This window comes from Dyadobacter sp. CY343, from assembly GCF_021390335.1.
Classification (GTDB): Bacteria; Bacteroidota; Bacteroidia; order Cytophagales; family Spirosomataceae; genus Dyadobacter.
The window spans coordinates 1,367,449-1,388,077 of record NZ_JAJUXK010000001.1 but is presented as its reverse complement, the minus strand read 5'-3'; the positions used below and the strand labels follow the sequence as shown (position 1 = coordinate 1,388,077).

General features: G+C 47.1%; 13 protein-coding genes. 9 read left to right on the top strand and 4 right to left on the bottom strand.

Going from position 1 to position 20,629, the window contains the following annotated elements; all coding sequences use genetic code 11:
• Nucleotides 1–230: 230 nt before the first annotated feature.
• Complete coding sequence (locus LZG94_RS05675) at nucleotides 231–3,209, top strand: SusC/RagA family TonB-linked outer membrane protein (RefSeq protein WP_233791125.1); 2,979 nt, start codon at nucleotides 231–233, stop codon at nucleotides 3,207–3,209.
• Between the two features lie 10 nt (nucleotides 3,210–3,219).
• On the top strand, nucleotides 3,220–4,911 hold the full coding sequence (locus LZG94_RS05670; RefSeq protein ID WP_233790961.1) for a RagB/SusD family nutrient uptake outer membrane protein: 1,692 nt from the start codon (nucleotides 3,220–3,222) through the stop codon (nucleotides 4,909–4,911).
• Between the two features lie 66 nt (nucleotides 4,912–4,977).
• Here LZG94_RS05670 and LZG94_RS05665 read toward each other — a convergent pair whose 3' ends face one another.
• From LZG94_RS05665 to LZG94_RS05650, 4 genes are all read right to left on the bottom strand, one after another.
• On the bottom strand, nucleotides 4,978–5,979 hold the full coding sequence (locus tag LZG94_RS05665) for an aldo/keto reductase (RefSeq protein ID WP_233790960.1): 1,002 nt from the start codon (nucleotides 5,977–5,979) through the stop codon (nucleotides 4,978–4,980).
• Nucleotides 5,980–6,069: 90 nt separating this feature from the next.
• Nucleotides 6,070–6,957, bottom strand: a complete 888-nt coding sequence (locus LZG94_RS05660) for an AraC family transcriptional regulator (protein ID WP_233790959.1) — start codon at nucleotides 6,955–6,957, stop codon at nucleotides 6,070–6,072.
• 39 nt (nucleotides 6,958–6,996) lie between these two features.
• Nucleotides 6,997–9,666 (bottom strand): DUF3857 domain-containing protein, encoded by a 2,670-nt coding sequence (locus LZG94_RS05655; protein WP_233790958.1) that lies wholly within the window; start codon nucleotides 9,664–9,666, stop codon nucleotides 6,997–6,999.
• A gap of 73 nt (nucleotides 9,667–9,739) precedes the next feature.
• Nucleotides 9,740–10,771 (bottom strand): LacI family DNA-binding transcriptional regulator, encoded by a 1,032-nt coding sequence (locus tag LZG94_RS05650; protein WP_215235392.1) that lies wholly within the window; start codon nucleotides 10,769–10,771, stop codon nucleotides 9,740–9,742.
• 125 nt (nucleotides 10,772–10,896) lie between these two features.
• On the opposite strand from LZG94_RS05650, the gene iolB reads away from it, so the two are divergent.
• The 7 genes from iolB (at nucleotide 10,897) to iolD (ending at nucleotide 20,533) form a co-directional block, all read left to right on the top strand.
• On the top strand, nucleotides 10,897–11,757 hold the full coding sequence (iolB, locus tag LZG94_RS05645; RefSeq protein ID WP_233790957.1) for a 5-deoxy-glucuronate isomerase: 861 nt from the start codon (nucleotides 10,897–10,899) through the stop codon (nucleotides 11,755–11,757).
• A gap of 159 nt (nucleotides 11,758–11,916) precedes the next feature.
• Nucleotides 11,917–12,924: a 5-dehydro-2-deoxygluconokinase gene (gene iolC, locus LZG94_RS05640; protein ID WP_233790956.1), complete on the top strand. Its 1,008-nt coding sequence runs from the start codon at nucleotides 11,917–11,919 to the stop codon at nucleotides 12,922–12,924.
• Between the two features lie 244 nt (nucleotides 12,925–13,168).
• Entirely contained in the window at nucleotides 13,169–14,635 is a 1,467-nt protein-coding gene (locus LZG94_RS05635; protein WP_233790955.1) for a CoA-acylating methylmalonate-semialdehyde dehydrogenase, read from the top strand.
• 69 nt (nucleotides 14,636–14,704) lie between these two features.
• The gene (gene iolG / locus LZG94_RS05630) at nucleotides 14,705–15,733 is read left to right on the top strand and encodes an inositol 2-dehydrogenase (protein ID WP_233790954.1); all 1,029 of its coding nucleotides are present in this window, start codon (nucleotides 14,705–14,707) and stop codon (nucleotides 15,731–15,733) included.
• Between the two features lie 217 nt (nucleotides 15,734–15,950).
• A complete protein-coding gene (locus tag LZG94_RS05625) occupies nucleotides 15,951–17,564 on the top strand; it encodes a sodium/sugar symporter (protein WP_233790953.1) in 1,614 nt (537 codons plus the stop codon).
• 123 nt (nucleotides 17,565–17,687) lie between these two features.
• Entirely contained in the window at nucleotides 17,688–18,638 is a 951-nt protein-coding gene (locus tag LZG94_RS05620; protein ID WP_233790952.1) for a class II fructose-bisphosphate aldolase, read from the top strand.
• 29 nt (nucleotides 18,639–18,667) lie between these two features.
• On the top strand, nucleotides 18,668–20,533 hold the full coding sequence (gene iolD, locus LZG94_RS05615; protein WP_233790951.1) for a 3D-(3,5/4)-trihydroxycyclohexane-1,2-dione acylhydrolase (decyclizing): 1,866 nt from the start codon (nucleotides 18,668–18,670) through the stop codon (nucleotides 20,531–20,533).
• Nucleotides 20,534–20,629: the final 96 nt, after the last annotated feature.

The following is a 20,629-nucleotide window of genomic DNA, read 5'->3' as shown; positions in this document are numbered from 1 at the left end:
TTTATCCAATTCATTCTCCATATTTTTTCAAACGTTTGCATAAAATTTCAAACGTTTGAAATGTGTATTAACTATATTCTATAATTTATTTTAAAAATACAAATGTAATCTTGCAGGAAATCCCTCTTTCTACTACTCCATCCTTTTATGTTGTTTCAATTTAATAATCCACAAGTATGATGAAAACTCTATCCCGATCGGTGAGAACTGGTCTTTGGCGAAGTTATTTGATGCTTTTCACTGTCGCATGCTGCATGCAGGCGAACGCGGCCGCTTTCAGAGAAATAACACTCACTGGCAAAGTCCTGACCGAAGGCAATTCCGAACCGCTGCCAGGTGTGACAGTCGTGATCTCCGATGTGAATGGCGGCAACAAACAAGGTGCTACTACCGACGAAGCAGGCGCATTTTCCTTCGCTAACCTGCCGACAGAAACACGTTACAACCTGGAATTCAGTTACATCGGGTTTGAGAAACAATCTCTTAACAACTTCCTGCTTACAGAAGCGAATGCCAGCTCTATTGAAATCAAACTCAAGGAAGCAGCTGCCAACCTGGGTGAGGTAGTTGTGGTGGGTTACGGAACTACGGTTAAAAAAGATATTACCGGTTCCGTAAAATCGCTCAAAAGCGCCGAGTTCAATCAGGGTATCATCAACTCCCCCGAGCAGCTGTTGCAGGGAAAGGTATCGGGCGTAAATATTACCTCGGCCACAGGTGAACCGGGCGGAAAAACCAGCATTACAATACGCGGCCCGGGCGGTGTACGCACAGGCAGCACACCACTTTTCTTGGTCGACGGAATGGCGCTGGACAATAGCGGCACGGGCGGCGATACCAACCCGCTCAATTTCCTCAATCCGCAGGATATTGAGTCTATGGACGTTTTGAAAGATGCGTCGGCGACTGCGATTTATGGGGCGAGGGGCGCAAATGGGGTTATTTTAATCACTACAAAAAAGGGGAAATCAGGCCAGGCCAGTGTTACCTATTCGGGAACACTGGGTATTTCAACAATGGCCCGCCCGCTCAATGTGCTATCGGGGCCCGACTTCGTTTCGGAGGCAGGCAAGCTCGGCGGCACGATCATCAACAAAGGCGCAGATACCGACTGGCAGAAAGAAATTTCGAGAACCGCGACCACGCATAACCACAACGTATCCATCGGCGGCGGTACGGATAAAATGACTTATTACGGTTCATTTGGCGCGCAAAAACAACAGGGTATTCTCAAAGGAAGCCAGCAGGACCGTTACACCGGCCGGATCAATCTTACTCAAAAACTGCTGAACGACCGGGTTTCACTGGATATAAACCTGAATGCGACAAATACGCAGAACAAAAAGCCAAACGTACAAAGCATGATCGGCGGGGCGATTACTGCCAATCCGACTTATGCGCCCTACGGTGAGGACGGTCTGCCTTTTCAATACGAGGACGGTACCAACCCGCTGATCTCGCTCAAACTTTACAAGGAGCTTTTGAGCACCAACCGGGTTCTGGCGAGTATTTCACCTTCGGTAACGATCATTAAAGGATTGGTTTACAAACTGAATTTCGGTCTCGACCACGCCACTTCGGTGCAGGATAAGCAGACTTTGCCGAACACGGTTCCCTACGAAATCGGCCGTTTGGAAAACTGGAGTAACAAAAATTCCAACAGGCTGATCGAGAATTACCTGACTTATACTACTAATACTAAAAACCACAGTTTCAGCGCGTTGGTGGGACATTCTTATCAGCATTTGCTAGTGCAGCAGCGCAATTTCAGTATTAATAAATTCCCGATCTCCGACATTGAGCCGATCTATAACCCAGGTCTCGGACAAGAAATTGACCTGGTACTGAACCAGCCCGGCGGTTTTGCAAGGATCAATGAGCTGCAATCGTTTTTCGGACGCGCAACCTACGGATTCAAAGACAGGTACCTCGCCACAGCGACGCTGCGTGTTGACGGTTCGTCTAAATTCGGGGCGAACAACAAATACGGTTATTTTCCCTCGTTCTCAGTAGGCTGGCGGATTTCGGAAGAGGCTTTTATGAAATCGTCGCCTTTTTCAGATTTGAAATTGCGTGCAGGTTGGGGATCGACGGGCAACCAGGAAATTCCTTCCAAGATCACACAGGCGCGTTTCACTTCGGTGGTTTCCGGAACTACGAGCTACCCGCTCGACGGAGGCGATACCTACCCGGCAGGAACCACCTACACCAGGCTAGCCAACCCGAATATCCAGTGGGAAGTATCCCGCCAAACCGACATCGGACTTGATTTTGCTTTGTTCAAAGGTGCATTGAGCGGGGAAATCGATTATTTCTCGAAGACATCCCAGAAAATCCTTTTGGAAGTGATACCTGCCGATCCCGTTCAGCCGGCCGGTACTTTCTGGACCAATGTGCCAGATATGAAAATTGTGAACCAAGGACTTGAAATTGACCTGAATTACAGGAATTCAACCGAAAGCGGATTGAGATATGGTTTTGGTGGAAATATCACATTTATGAAAAACAATGTGACCAACTCCCCATATTCTGTAATACCCTCGGGCTCGGCGCAGGGATCCGGACTCACTTCGGCCACGATCAATGGCTATATCAACAATGAACCGATCGGGACATTTTTCCTGAAAGAACATATTGGTTTTGACGACAAAGGGATCAGCCAGTTCAGGGATGTGGACGGTGACGGTATTATTTCTGATAAAGACCGCATTGCAGCAGGTACCGCAATACCTACGAGAATGTACAATTTCAATGGTAATGTGAGTTTCAAAGGCTTTGACCTTTCAGCGAATTTCAATGGCGTTGCGGGCAATAAGGTTTACGACAACACGGCCAACTCTAATTTCTATAAACTGAAATTATCGAAAGGTGTGAATGTGACAAGAGAAGCGTTGAACGATGCAGGAGAATCAGTAAATAACTCCGCTCCCGTTTCAACGCGCTATCTTAAAAATGGCGCGTACCTGAGATTGAACAACCTCGTACTGGGATACAACCTGAATACTACCAAACTTGGTATCAACAAATGGGTCCAGACCGTGCGCTTGTCGGTTACCGGCCAGAACCTGTTCCTCTGGACAAAATACGACGGATACGATCCTGAGGTGAATAATGATCGTCAGATCAATGGGATCACCTCTTATGGTATCGACTACCTGAGCTATCCAAAAGCTAAAACTGTCCTTTTTGGTCTAAATGTTGGTTTTTAATATTTACCTCATGAAAAAGAAATTATCACTCATATTTACGGCTGCGGGTCTATTGTTATTTACAAATGCCTGCACGGATTTGAAAGAAGAAGTGCTCGACGAAACACTCAGCGTCGAACTATCTGATCAGGCTGCTGCAAACGGTCTTATAGCGCCGGTTTACGCACTTTTGCCCAATTTGTTCCAGCATACCACCTATTTTGCATTACAGGAAATTACCACCGACGAGGCGATCCTGCCTTACCGCGGCGGAACCGACTGGGGCGACAACGGTATTTATCAGGCGCTGCATCAGCACAATACTACAAGTACCGATCCGAATGTAAATAATACCTGGAATACGCTGGTACAGTCCATTTCAAGGTCAATTACTGCAATCACCGGCTTCAAAGAATCTTCGGATCCGAATGCAGCGATCTATCTCGCTGAGGCGAGGGGAATGCGGGCTTACTATAACCTGGTTATGCTGGATATGTTCGGGATCGCCTTCATCAAAGAAGATCCGGGAACAACTTCGAAGATCGTAAGAGGAGAAGAAGCCGTGAGTTACATTGAAAGCGAACTGCTTGCAATCGAGCCGCTTGTCCAGTCCAAAACAGCAGTAGGTCCCGGCCGCCTCAATCAGGCCGCAGTATGGAGTCTGCTGACCAGGTTGTATATGAATGCAGGCGTATATCGCAATGTATATTCTCCTACGATCGAATTTCGGCCGGAAGATCTGGACAAAGCGATCCAGTATTCCGACAAGGTAATTGCTTCGGGTCAGGCCAAGTTGTCAGCCGATTACTTTTCGATTTTTTCAAATAACAACCACACAAACCATGAGCTGATTTTTGCAGTGGATCAGCGCGCTGACCTGAACGGACATAACCGGATGGCGTACTTCTCTATCTCGGGAGACCAGTTTCCACTAGCCGAATTCCCTGCTGCAAACGGAACCGACGGTCCGGGTATTACCTCTGATTTTTACCAATCGTGGGTGCAGGCTTACGGTGCGGTGGATCCAAGCCGTGATCCCCGGTTTTATCAGCAGAATATGTCAATTTACACCAATGCAGCCGACACTTGTGTAAACGATGCAGATTACAAGATCAATCGCGGTATTCTACGAGGTCAGCAATATGGTGCTTTACGTGTAAATGGCGCGTTTACGAGATGTGCGGATGGTAAATTGAAAGTAGGAAAGCTCACATATGTAACGCGTAACCGTGCGGATCTGCCTGTCAGTTTTTCCGAACTGATTGACTACACAACCGCGGGCAGCAACTATAACACGGGTTATCGCGTAGCGAAGTACGAGTTTAGCAGCAAGTCGAATACCGGCCGGAACAAGGGAGAAGCGGATATTGTGATCGTTCGTCTGGCGGACATTTACCTGATGCGCGCGGAAGCGAAATTGCGCAAAGGTGATGCAGCCGGCGCGCTGGCAGATGTGAACCTGGTGCGTGCCTCGCGTACAGCCACATTGGCTCCTCCGGCACTCACAAGCATGACGCTGGATATTCTTTTCCGTGAGAGGGGTTTTGAATTTTACTGGGAAATGCTGCGCCGCACAGATATGATCCGTTTCGGCAAATATGAAGGAAAATGGACTGAAAAAACCAATTCCGACGTCCACAAACGCATTTTCCCAATCCCGCAAACCGCGATCGACGGCGCATCGAATTTGCCTGGGTACTTGTCTCAGAATGAGAGCTATTAATAAAAGAAAATCAATAAGTCCGGGGGCTGAAGCCCCCGGCAATTGATTTTCCTTTGCATTTTCTAATCAAACATTAACCCATTCCATTTGCGAGGCTTCGTATCTGGTTCCTGCGGCGGCTCCTATTGGGACGATGGATTCCAGCTTTTGCTTTTCTTCGGCGGTTAATGTTACCTCGGTTGCGGCAGCGTTTTCTTCAATATATTTAATGCGCTTCGTGCCGGGAATGGCGACGATATTGTTGGATGCTACCCAGGCGAGTGCGAGTTGTGAAGGCGTAATGCCCTTTTCAGCAGCGATTGACTGTATTTCTTTCAGTAAATCAAGGTTTTTGTAAAAATTCTCTCCCTGATAACGCGGGATACTTCTTCTGAAATCATCCGCAGCAAAATCGTCGGGACTTTTCAATTCGCCCGTTATGAAACCGCGTCCAAGTGGCGAATAGGCCACGAAACCGATCCCCAACTCTTTCAATTCATCCAGAACACCATTTGCCTCGGGCTCGCGTTCGAAGAGTGAATATTCAGACTGAACAGCTGAAATAGGATGAACCTGATGTGCTTTCCGTATTGTTTCCGCAGACACTTCCGACAAGCCGATATACTTAACCTTACCAGCCTGAACCAGCTCCGCCATCGCGCCTACGGTATCTTCAATGGGGGTATTTGGATCCAGCCGATGCAGGTAATACAAGTCAATATAATCCGTTCCCAAATTTTGCAGCGACCGGTCGATCGACTTTCTTACATAATCCGGCTTTCCATTGAAACCCCAGGTAAGCTGCTCGTTATCATCGACTTCAAAACCGAATTTGGTAGCAACAATATATTTATCCCTGTTTCCGGAAATCGCTTTGGCGACCAGGCGCTCATTTAATAGCGGCCCGTATAAATCGGCTGTATCCAGAAAATTGATGCCCAATTCCAATGCGCGATGAATGGTCGCGATCGACTGTTTTTCATCTGCCTTTCCATATATATCGCCGCCCGCGATGGTCGTCATGCCCATGCAGCCCAGTCCCTGAACAGGCACTTCTAGTCCCTGGCTTCCTAAATTGATCTTTCTCATTTTGCGTTTGTTGTTTATGATTAACAAGAGCAAAAGTAGCAGGTCAACTCTCGCGGCTCGCTACAAGTTTCAAAGCAAAAATTATAGTTTTCAAAGTGATTTTCTGAAAACCAGCGGCGTGTTACCTGTGTGCTTTTTGAAGAAATTATTGAAATAGGAAGCATATTCAAAACCCAGGCTGAAAGCAATATCCGCCACACTCCAGGTGGTATATTGCAGTAAAGATTTCGCTTCCGTCAGCAGGCGGTCATTGATATGTGCGGTGGTTGATCTGCCCGTAACTTCCTGTACAGCAGCATTCAAATGATTTACATGCACCGAAAGGTTTTCCGCATAATCACTTGCCTTTTTCAGTTTCAGCATATTCTCCGGCGAATCGACGGGGAATTGCTTTTCCAGCAGGTTGAGAAACAGTTTTGCAATACGGGAAGATGCATTGGTATGTGTAAAATAAGCCAGCGCCGGCTGCATTTTGATTGCTTCGTGAATAATCAAACTGACCTGATTCCGAATCACATCGAGCTTGTAAACATATTCACTATCAGCTTCCTGCCTGATTCTCTGAAAGATACTTTCGAGATAAGCGGTTTGTTCGGGAGTCAGGTGATAGATCGGATCACCACCTACTTTGAAGAGCGGCGACTCTTCCAGATTTTCCGTGCGGCCGTTATGATGCAGAAATGAATCGCTCAAAATGCAGAAATAACCCGAAGGCTCTTCATGCAGCATTTCCCAGGAATAGGGAATCAGCGGATTGGTAAAAACCAGCGCAGGCGCGACAATTTCAATACCCCGGTTAGCATAAAATAATCTGCTTCTACCGGTCAGTATCAGTGATATTTTATAAAAATCCCGTCGGTTGTACGAGGCTAATGTGCATTGGTCCTCTCCTACTACCGAAATCCTGAATTGCGCCGGCTTAAACAATATGTCCGGCGCCCGGCTCTCGGCGCGTTGCACTATTTCGAATTGCTCCATTCTCAAAATTAATCATTTCAAAGAATAAAGCAACCCGCTTTAAGCTTCGTCGCGCTGAACTGCTCCGGGATCGTTTTCTGCTGCTTCCGGCGTTTCTTCATACATATATTCCTCAGGCTCGGTGGGAGGATAGGTATTCACAAACGTCTGCGCGACCTGCTTGGACTGATAGTAATACGGCAGCCAGATCGCCGCTGAAATCAGCGCTATGATAAATTGCTGGTAAATAATATCGCCGTTAAACCCTGCGACTTCTGCATAGATCGTCTGCGCCTCAATAAGTCCGACGATCGCAAAAACCAGATTCCCAATCAGAAAATATGAAAAAAGCTGTGGGAAAGAATCGCGTTTTTTGAAATATAAAATCGCAAGGAGGATTGAAAAACAAAAGATAACAGTGGATACGACGATCTCAAAAACCAGCGAAACCTTATATAAAGAGCTCACTAAACCCGATTGTGCAGACATTGCATTCCAACCAACCGTACTGAAATAGATCATTCCGCCAGACAAGGCGAGGTTAAAGAAAGCGACAATCGGATGAAGGACCATTTGAACCCCGGTCAGTAAAATCCAGGAGCCAAAAGGTAAAGCCGGTTCAGAAGCCTGGCCTTTGAGCGGGGAAAAGTAATAAAGTTTTCGCAGCAGCACCGCACAACCGGCTGCGGTACACAGGGCAAGCAGCAGCGTCACCCAGTTGAGGGACCTGCCTGACGATGACCCCGAATCTGGTGCCAGGAGTTCCAGACCGAGGTTTTTGGTCAGTCTGGACATATCTTCCCGAAACTCAGCTACATTTTCAGGTGCTACATGATCTTGCAGCACATTGTATTCGTACGAAAGCTCCCACACGCCCTCCTTCGGAACAAAATCCGAGCTGAAAGCAACCGTGTAGGCCGCCCGCTCAATCCGCCACGATTCCTTTTTGATATTCGAATACTCCGGCATATGTACCCGGATCTTGTAGGTATTGTGATACGGATATTGCAGGGATACCGGGTCTTTTCTGGACTTTTTAGGTAAAATGCGAAGCTGGTCGTGAAGCACTTTTCCCTGCAACCCAAAATACGCACGACCGCTGACGGAATCATATTGCCACGCGTTTTTCAGCGCATAATTTTCAAGCAACGAAAAGTTATTGGCGTCGCGCTGGTCGTAATAAGTGAGCGTATCGGCCAGTTCCAGTTCCGCGTTTTTGTATATTTCGCGGTAGTAATTCAGGTAAGCGTCTTCGGTCTTGGACATTACAGTCTGCTGGAACATCGACCGTATTTCGTCTGCAAGGGACTCGAAATAAACGGTTTTCACCTGAATATGCCCCGACATCAGCGTGTCGCCGCGCTTTGGAAGGTAAATATCCTCGGTAATTGAAATATTTCCGGTACCCTGTAACGGGATCGAAATCGGTTGGATCTGTCCTTTTCGCAGCAATAAACCCTGACCATAAGGTGGAAAACTGATTGTGCTCAAACTTCCCCCCTGCAATGCGATGGTAGGATCTACGAACCGGAAGATTTTAGTATTCGATCTGCCCGGCACGCCGGAAAATTCCTCAATGCGCACAACCACGTGATTGAAATCGGTTGGCGACGGCAGGAACTCCGACAAATGTGCTCTTTTATAAGTATTTACCAATACCGGATCGCATTCAATTCCCTGGTCACGCAGCATCGCGCAAAGCAAAAATGCCTTGTCTTTGCAATCGCCGTAACGCTGCTGGAACACCTGTCCGGGCGAATGCGGCCGGTGCGTATTTTCACCCGTTTCGACGCCGAGATAGCGGATTTCATCCTGTACAAAACGCACGACCTTGCCAATAAACTCCGAATTGCTCTCGCCTTCTTTTCTCCAACCGGCCACTTTGCTTTTGAGCGGACCCGACAATTTTGTCTCTCCGTAAAAGCCTAATCCCCAATCCACAACTTCCTTCCAGCTCCTGAATTCAGTGACCTGTACAAACGGACTTTTACTGTACCACTCGGGCGCAAAGTCATCGTAGGCAACAGGTTTTACATTCATTAACTCCCACTCGTACACATTTTTACCGTTGCCGGCAGTCAGTTTTCGGGTTAGAGGTTTATTAAATTCTTTGAAAATCAGCGCCCTTTTTTGATCTGCTATAATTGCAACATGCTGGTGTTGGGTATAGTCAAATGTATCAAAATGAAGAAAATCTGAGTATTTACCCTGAAACACCGGGTTCCAGCCTTTGCGGGAATAGGCTACTTCAATGCGGTCGCCTTTGCGGATATCTTTGAGAATTAAGGAAGCAGTGTAGTGCCCGTTGTAAATGAAACGCTGCCTGTCAGTTTCAAGCGGCATTATTTTAATTTCTGCCGGTTGCAGTTGCGACGTACCTTTCCCGTCGCGCCAAACGGTAACCTGGTGAAAATCCAGTTTTTCATAAGTCGGATCGAAAGCCACGGTAATATCTGATCCGTTTTGAATACCGCTTTCAGAAATGATTTGTCTGGTATAATGCGTGTAGACAGACTGCTCGTCCAGATTTACCTGATAATCTGAAAAGGCAAGATAGTACCCGCCCGCCACATCTTTGGCCGAAGCCGGTTTGCCGGAAGCGGTGACCGGGATAACCCAAGCAGGTGCAGGCTTAATTTGAACACCGGGAGCCGCAAAAAGTGGAGATACAAGCAGCAGCAGGCAAAACGCGGAAAGGGAAACTCTGGCAGGAGTAGAATTAAAAATCAAGCGAAGTGGAGAATAGAGGTTTTGGATTTACCAAGATAAGTAATTCTACACTCTGCCTGAAAGATTTACAACCTTAAATCCGCAAAGTCGATTCCCTGATCACCAACTCGGAAGGGAGGACGATACTCTCGTGAATGAAGTCACCGGCGCCGTTAACCTGATTGAGAAACAACCGCGAGGCTTCCATTCCAATCTTGCGACCGGGCCGGCTGACGGTTGTGAGTGAGGGAAAAGTGTAGGCTGAGATAGGTGAATTATCAAATCCAATGAGCCCGACTTCCTGCGGGATTTTCAGTTCTTTGTCTTTCACAACCCGCATTGCCCCGATCGCCACCTGATCATTCACGCCGAATATAGCATCAGGCGGAGCGGCCATTTCCAGCAATCTTTTGGTAGGAACGATCGCACTTTCAACTTTGAAATTAGTATTGATAATCAGCTCTTCCTGAACCGGCATATCGTATTTTTTCAAACAATCCACATAACCTTTCAGCCGCTGCTCAGAAACAGTGAGCCCGTTTGGTCCCTTTAAATGCGCTATCCTTTTGTAACCGATATTGATCAAATGCTCTACCGCCGCAAAAGCGCCGTGGTAATCGTCGACCGTAGCGCGACTAGTTTCAAAATCCTCATACTCCCGGTCGATAAAAATGAGAGGCGTTTTTCGCTGGATTACACTTTCCAAATGTTCGTAATAGCCTGAGTCATAAGTCTCCTGGGAAACTGAAAGAAAAATCCCTTCGGTCCGGTTGGAGAGCAGTTTGGAGAGATATTCTTTTTCCAGCATATAATTTTCATTGGTCACACAAATATTAAGCGTGTAACCCAGTGGCTGCAAAATCGTATGCAAGCCCTCGATCACCGCCGTTTCATAGTAATTACTGATCGTCGGAACCACGACTCCGAGCGACGCGGTCTTCTTATTTAACAAGCTGAGAGACACTTCATTCCGCTGGTAACCCACTTCCCGGGCATATTCCTGAATGTTCTTGCGGGTATCTTCATTGATCGCAGGATGGTCGTTCAAAGCCCTTGAAACTGTGGACGGAGAGCAGCGAAAACGACGTGCAATATCTTTAATAGTAATCGGACGGGAGGAATTCATGGATCGGATAGAGGCGATTAAATCTTATTTATTTTTTCAAACGTTTGCATTCGATATTAACATATTTACATTTTGTGTTTAATTTATACAACACTATCATTGTGCAAATCTATTCGATTACCGCGATGAGTGACTTATTGATCAAGCCGAAAAATGACAAAAACTACCATTCACTGACAGCTGAACAAGCGGGCTGGACGTATTTGAACTTTGAGGCGAAAATACTGGATGTTAATGAACAAATATCCGGCAATACCGGAGAATACGAATATTGCATTGTTTTATTGGGAGGCAATTTTAAAGTGGAAGCCGCCGGGCAAACCTGGGATACTCGGAATGGACGGAAAGACGTTTTCAGCGGCATCGGCCACGCGATGTATCTTTCCAGAAACACAGAATTTGTCCTCACTTCACAATCTGCTCAAACCGACATTGCGATCTGCAAAGTGCTTTCTGACGAAGATCACCCACCCAGAATGAAGCGCCCGGAAGAAGCCGCGATCGAATACCGCGGGGGAGATAATGCTAACCGGCAGATAAACAGTTTGCTGGAACCTGGTTTTGATTGTCACAAAATCGTTTGCGTAGAAGTATATACGCCTTCCGGCAATTGGAGTTCATTTCCGGCGCATAAGCACGATGAAAGAAAGGTTGATTCCGACGGCAACTTGCTGGAAGCGAACCTGGAAGAGATTTATTTTTATAAAATCGACAAACCGCAGGGCTACGCTATTCAGCAGGTCTACACCGAGGATCGCTCGCTGGATGAGATTGTAAGAGTGAAACACAACGAAGCGGTACTGGTTCCGAAAGGCTACCACCCGGTAGTAGCAGGCCACGGTTACAATGTTTACTACCTCAACTTCCTGGCCGGCAGCGACCAATCACTTGCGAACACGTCCGACCCCGACCACGACTGGATTTACGGTACCTGGAAAGGCTCGGATCCAAGGTTACCGATTGTGACGGCGGAGATGAATGGATAGTTAGCTATTGGCTGTTAGCTATTAGCTATTAGCTGTTGGCCTGGGAGTCGATGAATAAGAATTTAATACTAAAATTTGAAGCGAAAGCAGAAAACCTAAAAGCTAATTGCTAATAGCTAATAGCCATAGTTCAAAGCTTTCAGCAAAACCCAAAGCCAAATGAAACCCCTCGACCTATTAACCCTCGGCCGCTCTTCTATTGACTTGTATTCAGCGAATGTCGGCAGTCCTTTTGAAAAAATTGAAGCATTTAATGCATTCGTAGGCGGTTGCCCACTGAATATTGCTACTGGTAGTCAGCGGCTTGGATTGAAAACTGCTATTCTTACCGGGATCGGAGACGACCAGGTTGGGAATTTTATCAAGCACTTTTTAGATAAAGAAGGCATTTCAACGGAGTGGGTACCGGTGATTGAAGGAACCAGAAGTTCTGCGGTCGTATTGGGGATAGAGCCGCCTGACCGCTTTCCGCTGGTTTACTATCGCGAAAATTGCGCTGATATTAATCTGAATATCGATCACGTGGCTGCTATTCCTTTTGAGAATTTCAAAGCAGCTGCATTTTCAGGTACTGCATTTAGCAAGGATCCAAGCCGGACAGCGATGTTTTATGCATTGGAACTGGCCAAACAAAATGACGTGATCAGGCTCCTGGACATTGACTTCCGGGCCGATCAATGGTTCGACCCGCGTGCATTTGGCGTTACAATCCGGGCTGCATTGGGGAGTTTCAATATTGTAGTGGGCACGGAAGAAGAAATCCTGGCTACTTTTTTGACAGATAAAGAACAATTATTGATCAAACACCAGCAGATATCCGCACCTGAGATCAGAGGAAATATCGAGAACGGAATTAGTGAAATACTTGCTTCGGGCGTAGAAACGCTGGTTGTAAAAAGGGGAAAAGACGGCGCATCCATTTTCCAGCCGGGCAAGGAAGAAGTAAAGGTACCAGGCTTTCCGGTCGAAGTTTTGAATGTACTGGGAGCCGGAGACGCATTTTGCGCCGGGTTTTCTTATGGTTTATTGAATGACTGGGATCTATACAAAAGTGTAAGAATGGGCAACGCCTGCGGGGCAATCATCGTAACCAGAGAAGGCTGCGCCAACTTCATGCCAACACTGGAAGAAGTGACGGCGTTTACGGAATCTTATGGGGGGTTGTGAGGGGAGGAAGGGAGGAAGGAGAAAGGGAGGATGGAGAAAGGGAGGATGGAGGAAAGGGAGGAAAGGGAGGGAGGAAGGAAGGAAGGAAGGAAGGAAGGAAGGAAGGCGGCCCTCATAGGGAGCGAGGGGAAATAATCAAAAAAGCAAATGATCAAATAAATACAAAGGGCTTCAGCCCAAAAAAGGGGCGAAGCCCAAAAATCAATTGCCGTGAGCTTCAGCCCATGGATAACAGATAGATAGGATGGAAAAATTACAGAATTATATTAATGGGGAGTGGGTTGATAGCCATTCAGATCAGTTTGAAAAAGTGCTTAATCCAGCCAGCCAGGAAGTATTGGCGCTGGTTCCTTATGGTAACAGGCAAGATGTAGCTGACGCGGCAGCGGCGGCGCAAAGCGGTTTTCAGGAATGGAGAAGTATGCCGGTTTCGAAGCGGGTACAGTATTTATTCAAGCTAAAAACGCTACTCGAAGACAACATCGACGATATCGCAAAAACGATCACGCTTGAATCTGGGAAAACTTTTATAGAGGCAAAAGCTGAGATTGTCCGCGCGATTGAAAACGTGGAAAATGCCTGCGGAACCCCTACTTTGATCCAGGGAGAATTTTCAGAAGACATTGCCAAAGGAATTGACGAATACATGATCAGGCAGCCGCTGGGCGTTTGTGCATGTATCGCGCCGTTTAACTTCCCGGGGATGATCACGTTCTGGTTTTTGCCTTATGCACTTGCCTGCGGGAACAGCTATATTATCAAACCGTCCGAAAAGGTACCACTCACGATGACCAAGATCGTGGGATTAATGGAGCAGCTGGATCTGCCGAAAGGGGTATTGAATCTGGTGCAGGGAGCGAGAGAGGTTGTGGATTCTTTACTGGAACACCCTGTTATCAAAGCAATTAGCTTCGTTGGCTCTTCAAATGTCGCCCGTCACGTTTACGCCAAAGGGGCTGCAAACGGGAAACGGGTACAAGCACAGGGCGGCGCCAAAAATCCCGTGATTGTATTGCCGGATGCGGATATTGAAATGACTTCCCAGATCGTGATCGACAGTGTGTACGGCTGCGCGGGCCAGCGTTGCTTGGCGGCTTCTACCATTATTACAGTTGGTGATCACAAGGATATTACGGAGAGTTTGGTCGAATCAGCCAAAGCCAGAAAAACCGGTTTTGGCCTCGATAGCGACGTTTTAATGGGCCCGGTGATTTCTGCTGAAAGTAAAAACCGCGTACAAACGCTCATTGAAAGAGGTATTAACGAAGGCGGACGTTTACTGGTCGACGGACGTAACCCCAAAGTGGACGGTTATGAGCAAGGTAACTTTATTAATCCAACCATTATTGAAGACATTCCGCTTGACGGCGAACTGGCCTCGACGGAGATATTCGGCCCGGTATTGAGCCTGGTACATATTAATACGATTGACGAAGCGATCCGTTATATCAATGCAGGAAAATACGGGAATATGGCCTGTATATTCACCAGCAGCGGCTCCAATGCCAGAAAATTCCGGCACGAAGCAGAGGCTGGCAATATTGGTATCAACATTGGCGTAGCCGCACCCGTCGCGCAATTCCCATTCTCAGGCTGGAAAGACAGCTTTTACGGCGACCTCCACGGCCAGGGCAAACACGCAATCGAATTTTTTACCCAAACCAAAGTAGTGATAGAACGCTGGCTGAAAGAATGGAACAGAAAATTCTAAATCAAGAAAACAAAACATCATCCACCCAATCAATACCCGTCGACTTAAGTCGACGGCAAGGTATCCAAAATGGCTAAAAAACTTAAGACTGGCGTGATCGGACTTGGTCGGATCGGGCAGATACACCTGAGTAACCTGGTGCATCATATGCCTCATGCAGAGGTGATTATCGCTTCCGACGTTTCGCCGGAATCCCACGCTTTTGCACTGAATCTGGGCGTGAAAGAAGTTACTACGGATGCGTACGACGTGATCAACCACCCTGATGTGGAGGCGGTGATCGTATGCTCCCCTACCCCGTTTCACGTTCCGTACACCGTGGCTGCGGCGCGTCAGAAAAAGCATGTTTTCTGTGAAAAACCGCTGGATGTGACATTGGAAGCGATCCACGAGGCAGAAAAAGCGGTTACTGAAAATGGTGTCAAGCTCATGCTCGGTTTCAATCGCCGGTTTGATGCGAATTTTAATAATGTAAGAACCCTGGTGGAAGCCAACAAGATCGGCGACCCGCATATTCTGCGCATTACCAGCCGCGATCCTGCGCCCCCGCCAGTGGAATATCTGAAAATCTCTGGCGGCATATTCCTCGATATGTCCATCCACGACTTCGATATGGCGCGGTTTATTGTAGGCAGCGAAGTGACGGAAGTGTTCGTGAAAGGCGATGCGCTGATCCATCCCGAGATTAAGGAATTTGGCGATATTGATACTGCCGTGATCGTTTTGACATTCGAAAATGGTGCGATCGGTGTGATCGACAATAGCCGGAAAGCGGTTTACGGTTACGACCAGCGGCTTGAAATTTTTGGTTCAAAAGGAATGGCAAAAGCTGAAAACAATACGGCTGACACACTGATTCATTTTGACGATAATGGCGGCCACAGCTCACTTCCGCTTCATTTTTTCCTTGAAAGGTATGAAACTGCGTACCGCGTTTGCCTCAAATCTTTTATAGATTGCGTGCTAAATGACAAGCCTTCGCCGGTTGACGCGCATGATGGATTAATGTCAACTGCGATCGGCATTGCAGCAATGAAATCACTGACAGAAGGCAGGAGTGTGAAGATTAGTGAGGTGTTGCAGTATGCGGAGGTGTAAACTAAGCTTGTAAGGTATGATCGGCCGTTGTTATTGAATGTTGGAAATAGTTCGAAATGGTTCGGGATTGTTGGATTTGAGTATTAAGTTTTAGTAAACGATGTCAAACGGCAATTCAAAACAACTTCAAAACAACTTCGAACAACCCAGAACAGCAATAAAAACACCTGACCATAAATCGAATAGTTCGAACAAACCCCAAATCCCCTAAACCCGAATGTCCACAACCGGTTTGCAATCGCTGGATTATGTTGTATTCTTTATTTATCTGATAGGCGTTTCTGCTTATGGTTACTGGATTTACAAGAAAAAAAGTGCGAAAGAAGTAAGCTCGACAGACTACTTTCTGGCCGAGGGTTCCCTCACATTCTGGGCAATAGGCGCTTCGATTATCGCTTCCAATATCTCCGCCGAGCACTTTATAGGGATGTCCGGCTCGGGTTTTGCGATCGGGCTGGCGATTTCTTCTTATGAATGGATGGCCGCGGCTTCACTGATCGTGGTGGCCGTTTTCATTTTGCCGGTTTATCTCAAAAACAAGATTTATACCATGCCCCAGTTTCTGCGGGAAAGGTACAATCCTACCGTAGCGACAATTATGGCCGTTTTTTGGCTGTTATTGTATGTTTTTGTAAACCTCACTTCCATTCTCTATCTCGGCGCTCTGGCACTGGAAGTAACCGCGGGCCTGAATTTTAATTACGGGATTATCGGTCTGGGTGTTTTCGCTGTCGTTATCACGATCGGCGGGATGAAGGTGATCGGCTATACCGACGTGGTGCAGGTGATCGTGCTCATTTTGGGCGGACTGGCTACTACTTACCTCGCGCTGGATCTGGTTTCAACGCATTTTAATAAACCGGGTATTTTCAATGCGCTGGGCTTGCTGAGAGAGCAGGCGGATATGCATTTTCACATGATTTTGCCCAAAGAAAGTCCGTTTTATAAAGACCTGCCAGGCTTAACGGTGATTATCGGCGCGATGTGGATCAATAACCTGGCCTATTTTGGTTGTAATCAATATATCATTCAGCGCAGCCTGGGGGCCGATTTGAAGACTGCCCGCAAGGGGATTCTATTCGCTGCTTTACTCAAATTACTGATTCCGATCATCGTCGTGATCCCGGGTATTGCTGCTTTTGTTTTGTATCAAAATGGTATGTTTCAGCAAGAAATGCTAGACGGAACCGGAGCTGTAAAGCCTGATCACGCTTACCCGGTCTTATTGAACTTACTCCCGGCGGGCTTGAAAGGAATGGCCTTTGCAGCACTTACGGCGGCAATCGTCGCTTCCCTCGCCGGAAAAGCGAACAGTATTTCGACGATTTTTACACTGGATATTTACAAACAATACATTGCCCCGAATGCATCGGAGAAACAGCTGGTCAGAGTCGGTCGCTATACGATATATGTGGCCATGGCGATTGGGGTATTGATTGCGCCACAATTGCGGGTTTTGGATCAGGCTTATCAGTTTATTCAGGAATACAGCAGTTTCATTACGCCGGGCGTGTTTGCGATTTTTATACTCGGAATGTTCTGGAAAAGAACCACTTCCGCCGCCGCGCTCACAGCCGCGTTACTCACTATACCACTGTCGACTGCGGGAAAGTTTCTTGCACCAGAAATACCGTTTCTTGACCGTATGGGTTACATTTTCGTAATACTGTGCGTGATAATAGTTGCGATTTCACTGGCTGATCCGAAAAGTAAAAACAATCCAAAAAGTCTGGAAATCAGCCAATCCATGTTTATGCCCGGCAAAAGTTTCGTAATCGGGTCAGTACTCATTTGCGGCGTGATCGCGGCTTTGTATACTGTGTTTTGGTAGGGATTGGCCGCTAGCTGTTAGCTTTGGGCTGTTAGCTTTTAGTCCAATATTACTGATACGCATTAAAAACAGAAGAATATAGCCAACAGCTAAAGGCTAACAGCTAAAAGCCAACAACCAAACATGCTCCTAACCACGAAACAGCTTTTTACCCAATGCTATTCCCGCTATGCAATTCCGGCGGTGAATGTGTTTTTTATGGAGGAAATCCATGGTTTGTTTGCGGCGGCGCAGGAGGCTCAGGCGCCGTTTATTGTTCAGACTACGCCTTTTGCAAGGGATTATGCGCACCCCGAAATGCTCTTATCCATGATCGGCGCCGCCGCACGAATCTATCCCGATGTAACCTACGCCATTCACATGGATCATGGGTATGAAGGACACATTTTTGACGCAATTGAAAAAGGCGGCTACACTTCGGTGATGATCGATGCGTCGCATGATGATTTTAATGTAAATGTTGAAAGAACCAAAGCGGTTGTGGCGAAGGCGCATGCGAAGAATATCAGTGTAGAAGCTGAATTGGGGGTTTTGGCGGGAGTTGAAGATGATCTGACAGTCGACGCGGCGCATTCGTTTTACACCAATCCGCAGCAGGTGGAAGATTTTGTAAAAGCAACAGATTGCGATAGCCTGGCGATTGCGGTGGGTACGAGTCACGGCGCTTACAAATTTTCAGGTGGACAGGGTTTACAGTTTCAGATTTTGGAAGAAATTCAGAAAAGACTGCCTGGCTTTCCACTCGTACTGCACGGCGGCTCCAATGTAATTCCCGAAGTGATCGGACGTATTAATGCGGCCGGAGGAAAACTGAAAACGGACGCAAAAGGAGTTCAGGAAGATGAAATAAGAAAGGCTATTCCGCTGGGAATCTGCAAGATCAATATAGCGACAGATACACGGTTGCTCTGGACAATGGTAAATCGCGAGTTTTTCAGGGACCGCCCGGAAGAATTTGCGCCTACTACACCAGGGAAAATTTTTATGGAAGAATACAAAAAGTTTATGCTGAAAAAATTCGATTTGTTTGGCTGTGCAAACAGAGCCGGAGACTTCAAACCGAGCATTTCCTGAACCTGAGTGGGAGAATAAATTTCAAGATTATGACCAGAAGACTTACCGTAGCGCAGGCTACAATCGCGTTTTTAAAGAATCAATATATTGAGCGGGACGGCATAGAGGAACCGTATTTTGGCGGCTGTTTCGGGATTTTTGGTCATGGTAACGTGGCCGGACTGGGACAGGCTTTGCAGCAGAATCCGGATTTCCGTTATTATCAATGCCGGAATGAACAATCGATGGTACATACTGCGGTTGCTTATGCCAAAGTAAAAAACAGGCTGGGCGCGTTTGTTTGCACTACTTCTATCGGCCCCGGCGCTACAAATATGATCACTGGCGCTGCGCTGGCCACTATTAACAGACTGCCGGTTTTACTTTTGCCCGGTGACATTTTCGCTACCCGCGAGCCGAATCCGGTTTTGCAGCAGCTTGAAAGTGCAGTGACACAGGATATTTCTGTCAACGATTGCTTCAAACCCGTTTCGAAATACTGGGACCGCATTAACAGACCGGAACAGCTTATTTACTCGCTACCGGAGGTAATGCGCGTTTTGACTTCACAGTCCGAAATGGGTGCGGTTACCCTATCAATGCCGCAGGATGTGCAAACGCACGCTTACGATTTTCCGGAAACACTTTTTCAAAAAAGAGTGTGGCACGTAGGTCGCCCGCGCCCTGATGTGGCTACGATTCAAAAAGCTGCGGAATGGATCAAAACGAGCAAAAATCCGGTGATCGTTTCTGGCGGAGGCGCTATTTATAGCGGTGCAAGTGAAACGCTACATCAGTTTGCAACCAAAACGGGCATTCCGGTTGGCGAGACTTTCGCGGGAAAAGGGTCAGTTCGTTATGATGCTCCCTATTGCGTCGGCGGATTGGGTGCGACGGGTACCAAATATGCGATTGAAATTGCCAATGAAGCTGATCTGGTAATCGGGATCGGCACGCGATACAGCGATTTTACAACTGCTTCCAAGTCCATTTTCAAAAATCCGGACGTCAGATTTATTAATATTAACATCAGCGAATTTGATGCTTTTAAGCATGCAGCTTTGCCGGTGGTCGGTGACGCAAAGGTAATAGTGGAAGAACTTTCCGGTTTACTGGTTGATTATCAGGTCGATTCAGATTACCGCCAGCGCGTTGCGGATATGAACAAGGCGTGGGACGATGAAGTAACGCAAATCTATCTGGACGGTAACAGTACCGCCCCTCCTATTGATCAGGCGGTTGTGATCGGAACACTAAATAGTTTCATGGACGACCGTGACGTGATGATCAATGCTTCCGGTAGTGCTCCGGGCGATTTACACAAGTTATGGCGCGCGACTGACCCTAAGAATTTCCATTTGGAATACGGTTTCTCCTGCATGGGTTACGAAATCGCAGCAGGTTTAGGAGCGAAAATGGCTGACCCGAGCCGGGAAATATATGTGATTTGTGGCGACGGGGGCTATTTGATGAACAATAGCGAGATAGTAACTGCGATTCAGGAGGGTGTGCGGTTCACGATTTTGCTTTTAAATAACAACGGTTTTGCCAGTATCGGGGGATTGTCGGAAAGTATTGGCAGCGAGCGTTTCGGCACGATGTACCAATATCGCGAAGAAAGTTCGGGACAATTATCCGGTGGTTTCTTACCCGTCGACCTGGCGAAAAATGCAGAAAGTCTGGGTGCAAATGTGGTCCGGGCAATTGATAAAACTTCACTGGAATCAGCCTTAGCCGCCTCCAAAACTGCCGACCGCCTTACCGTTATCTACATCGAAACCAGCCTGTACCGCACCGTCAAAGGCTACCACGCCTGGTGGGAAGTGCCCGTAGCCGAAGTCTCAGAATCGGAAAGCGTGCAAAAGGCGTTTGAAACTTATCGCGAGAATAAGAAAACGCAGAGGGTGTTTTTGTGAAGGGAGGGAAGGGAGGAAAAGGAGGAGGGAGGAAAGGGAGGAAGGAGGAAGGGGTGAGAAATTAAGAGGGGCGTATAGTAAGGGAATTTATTGTTG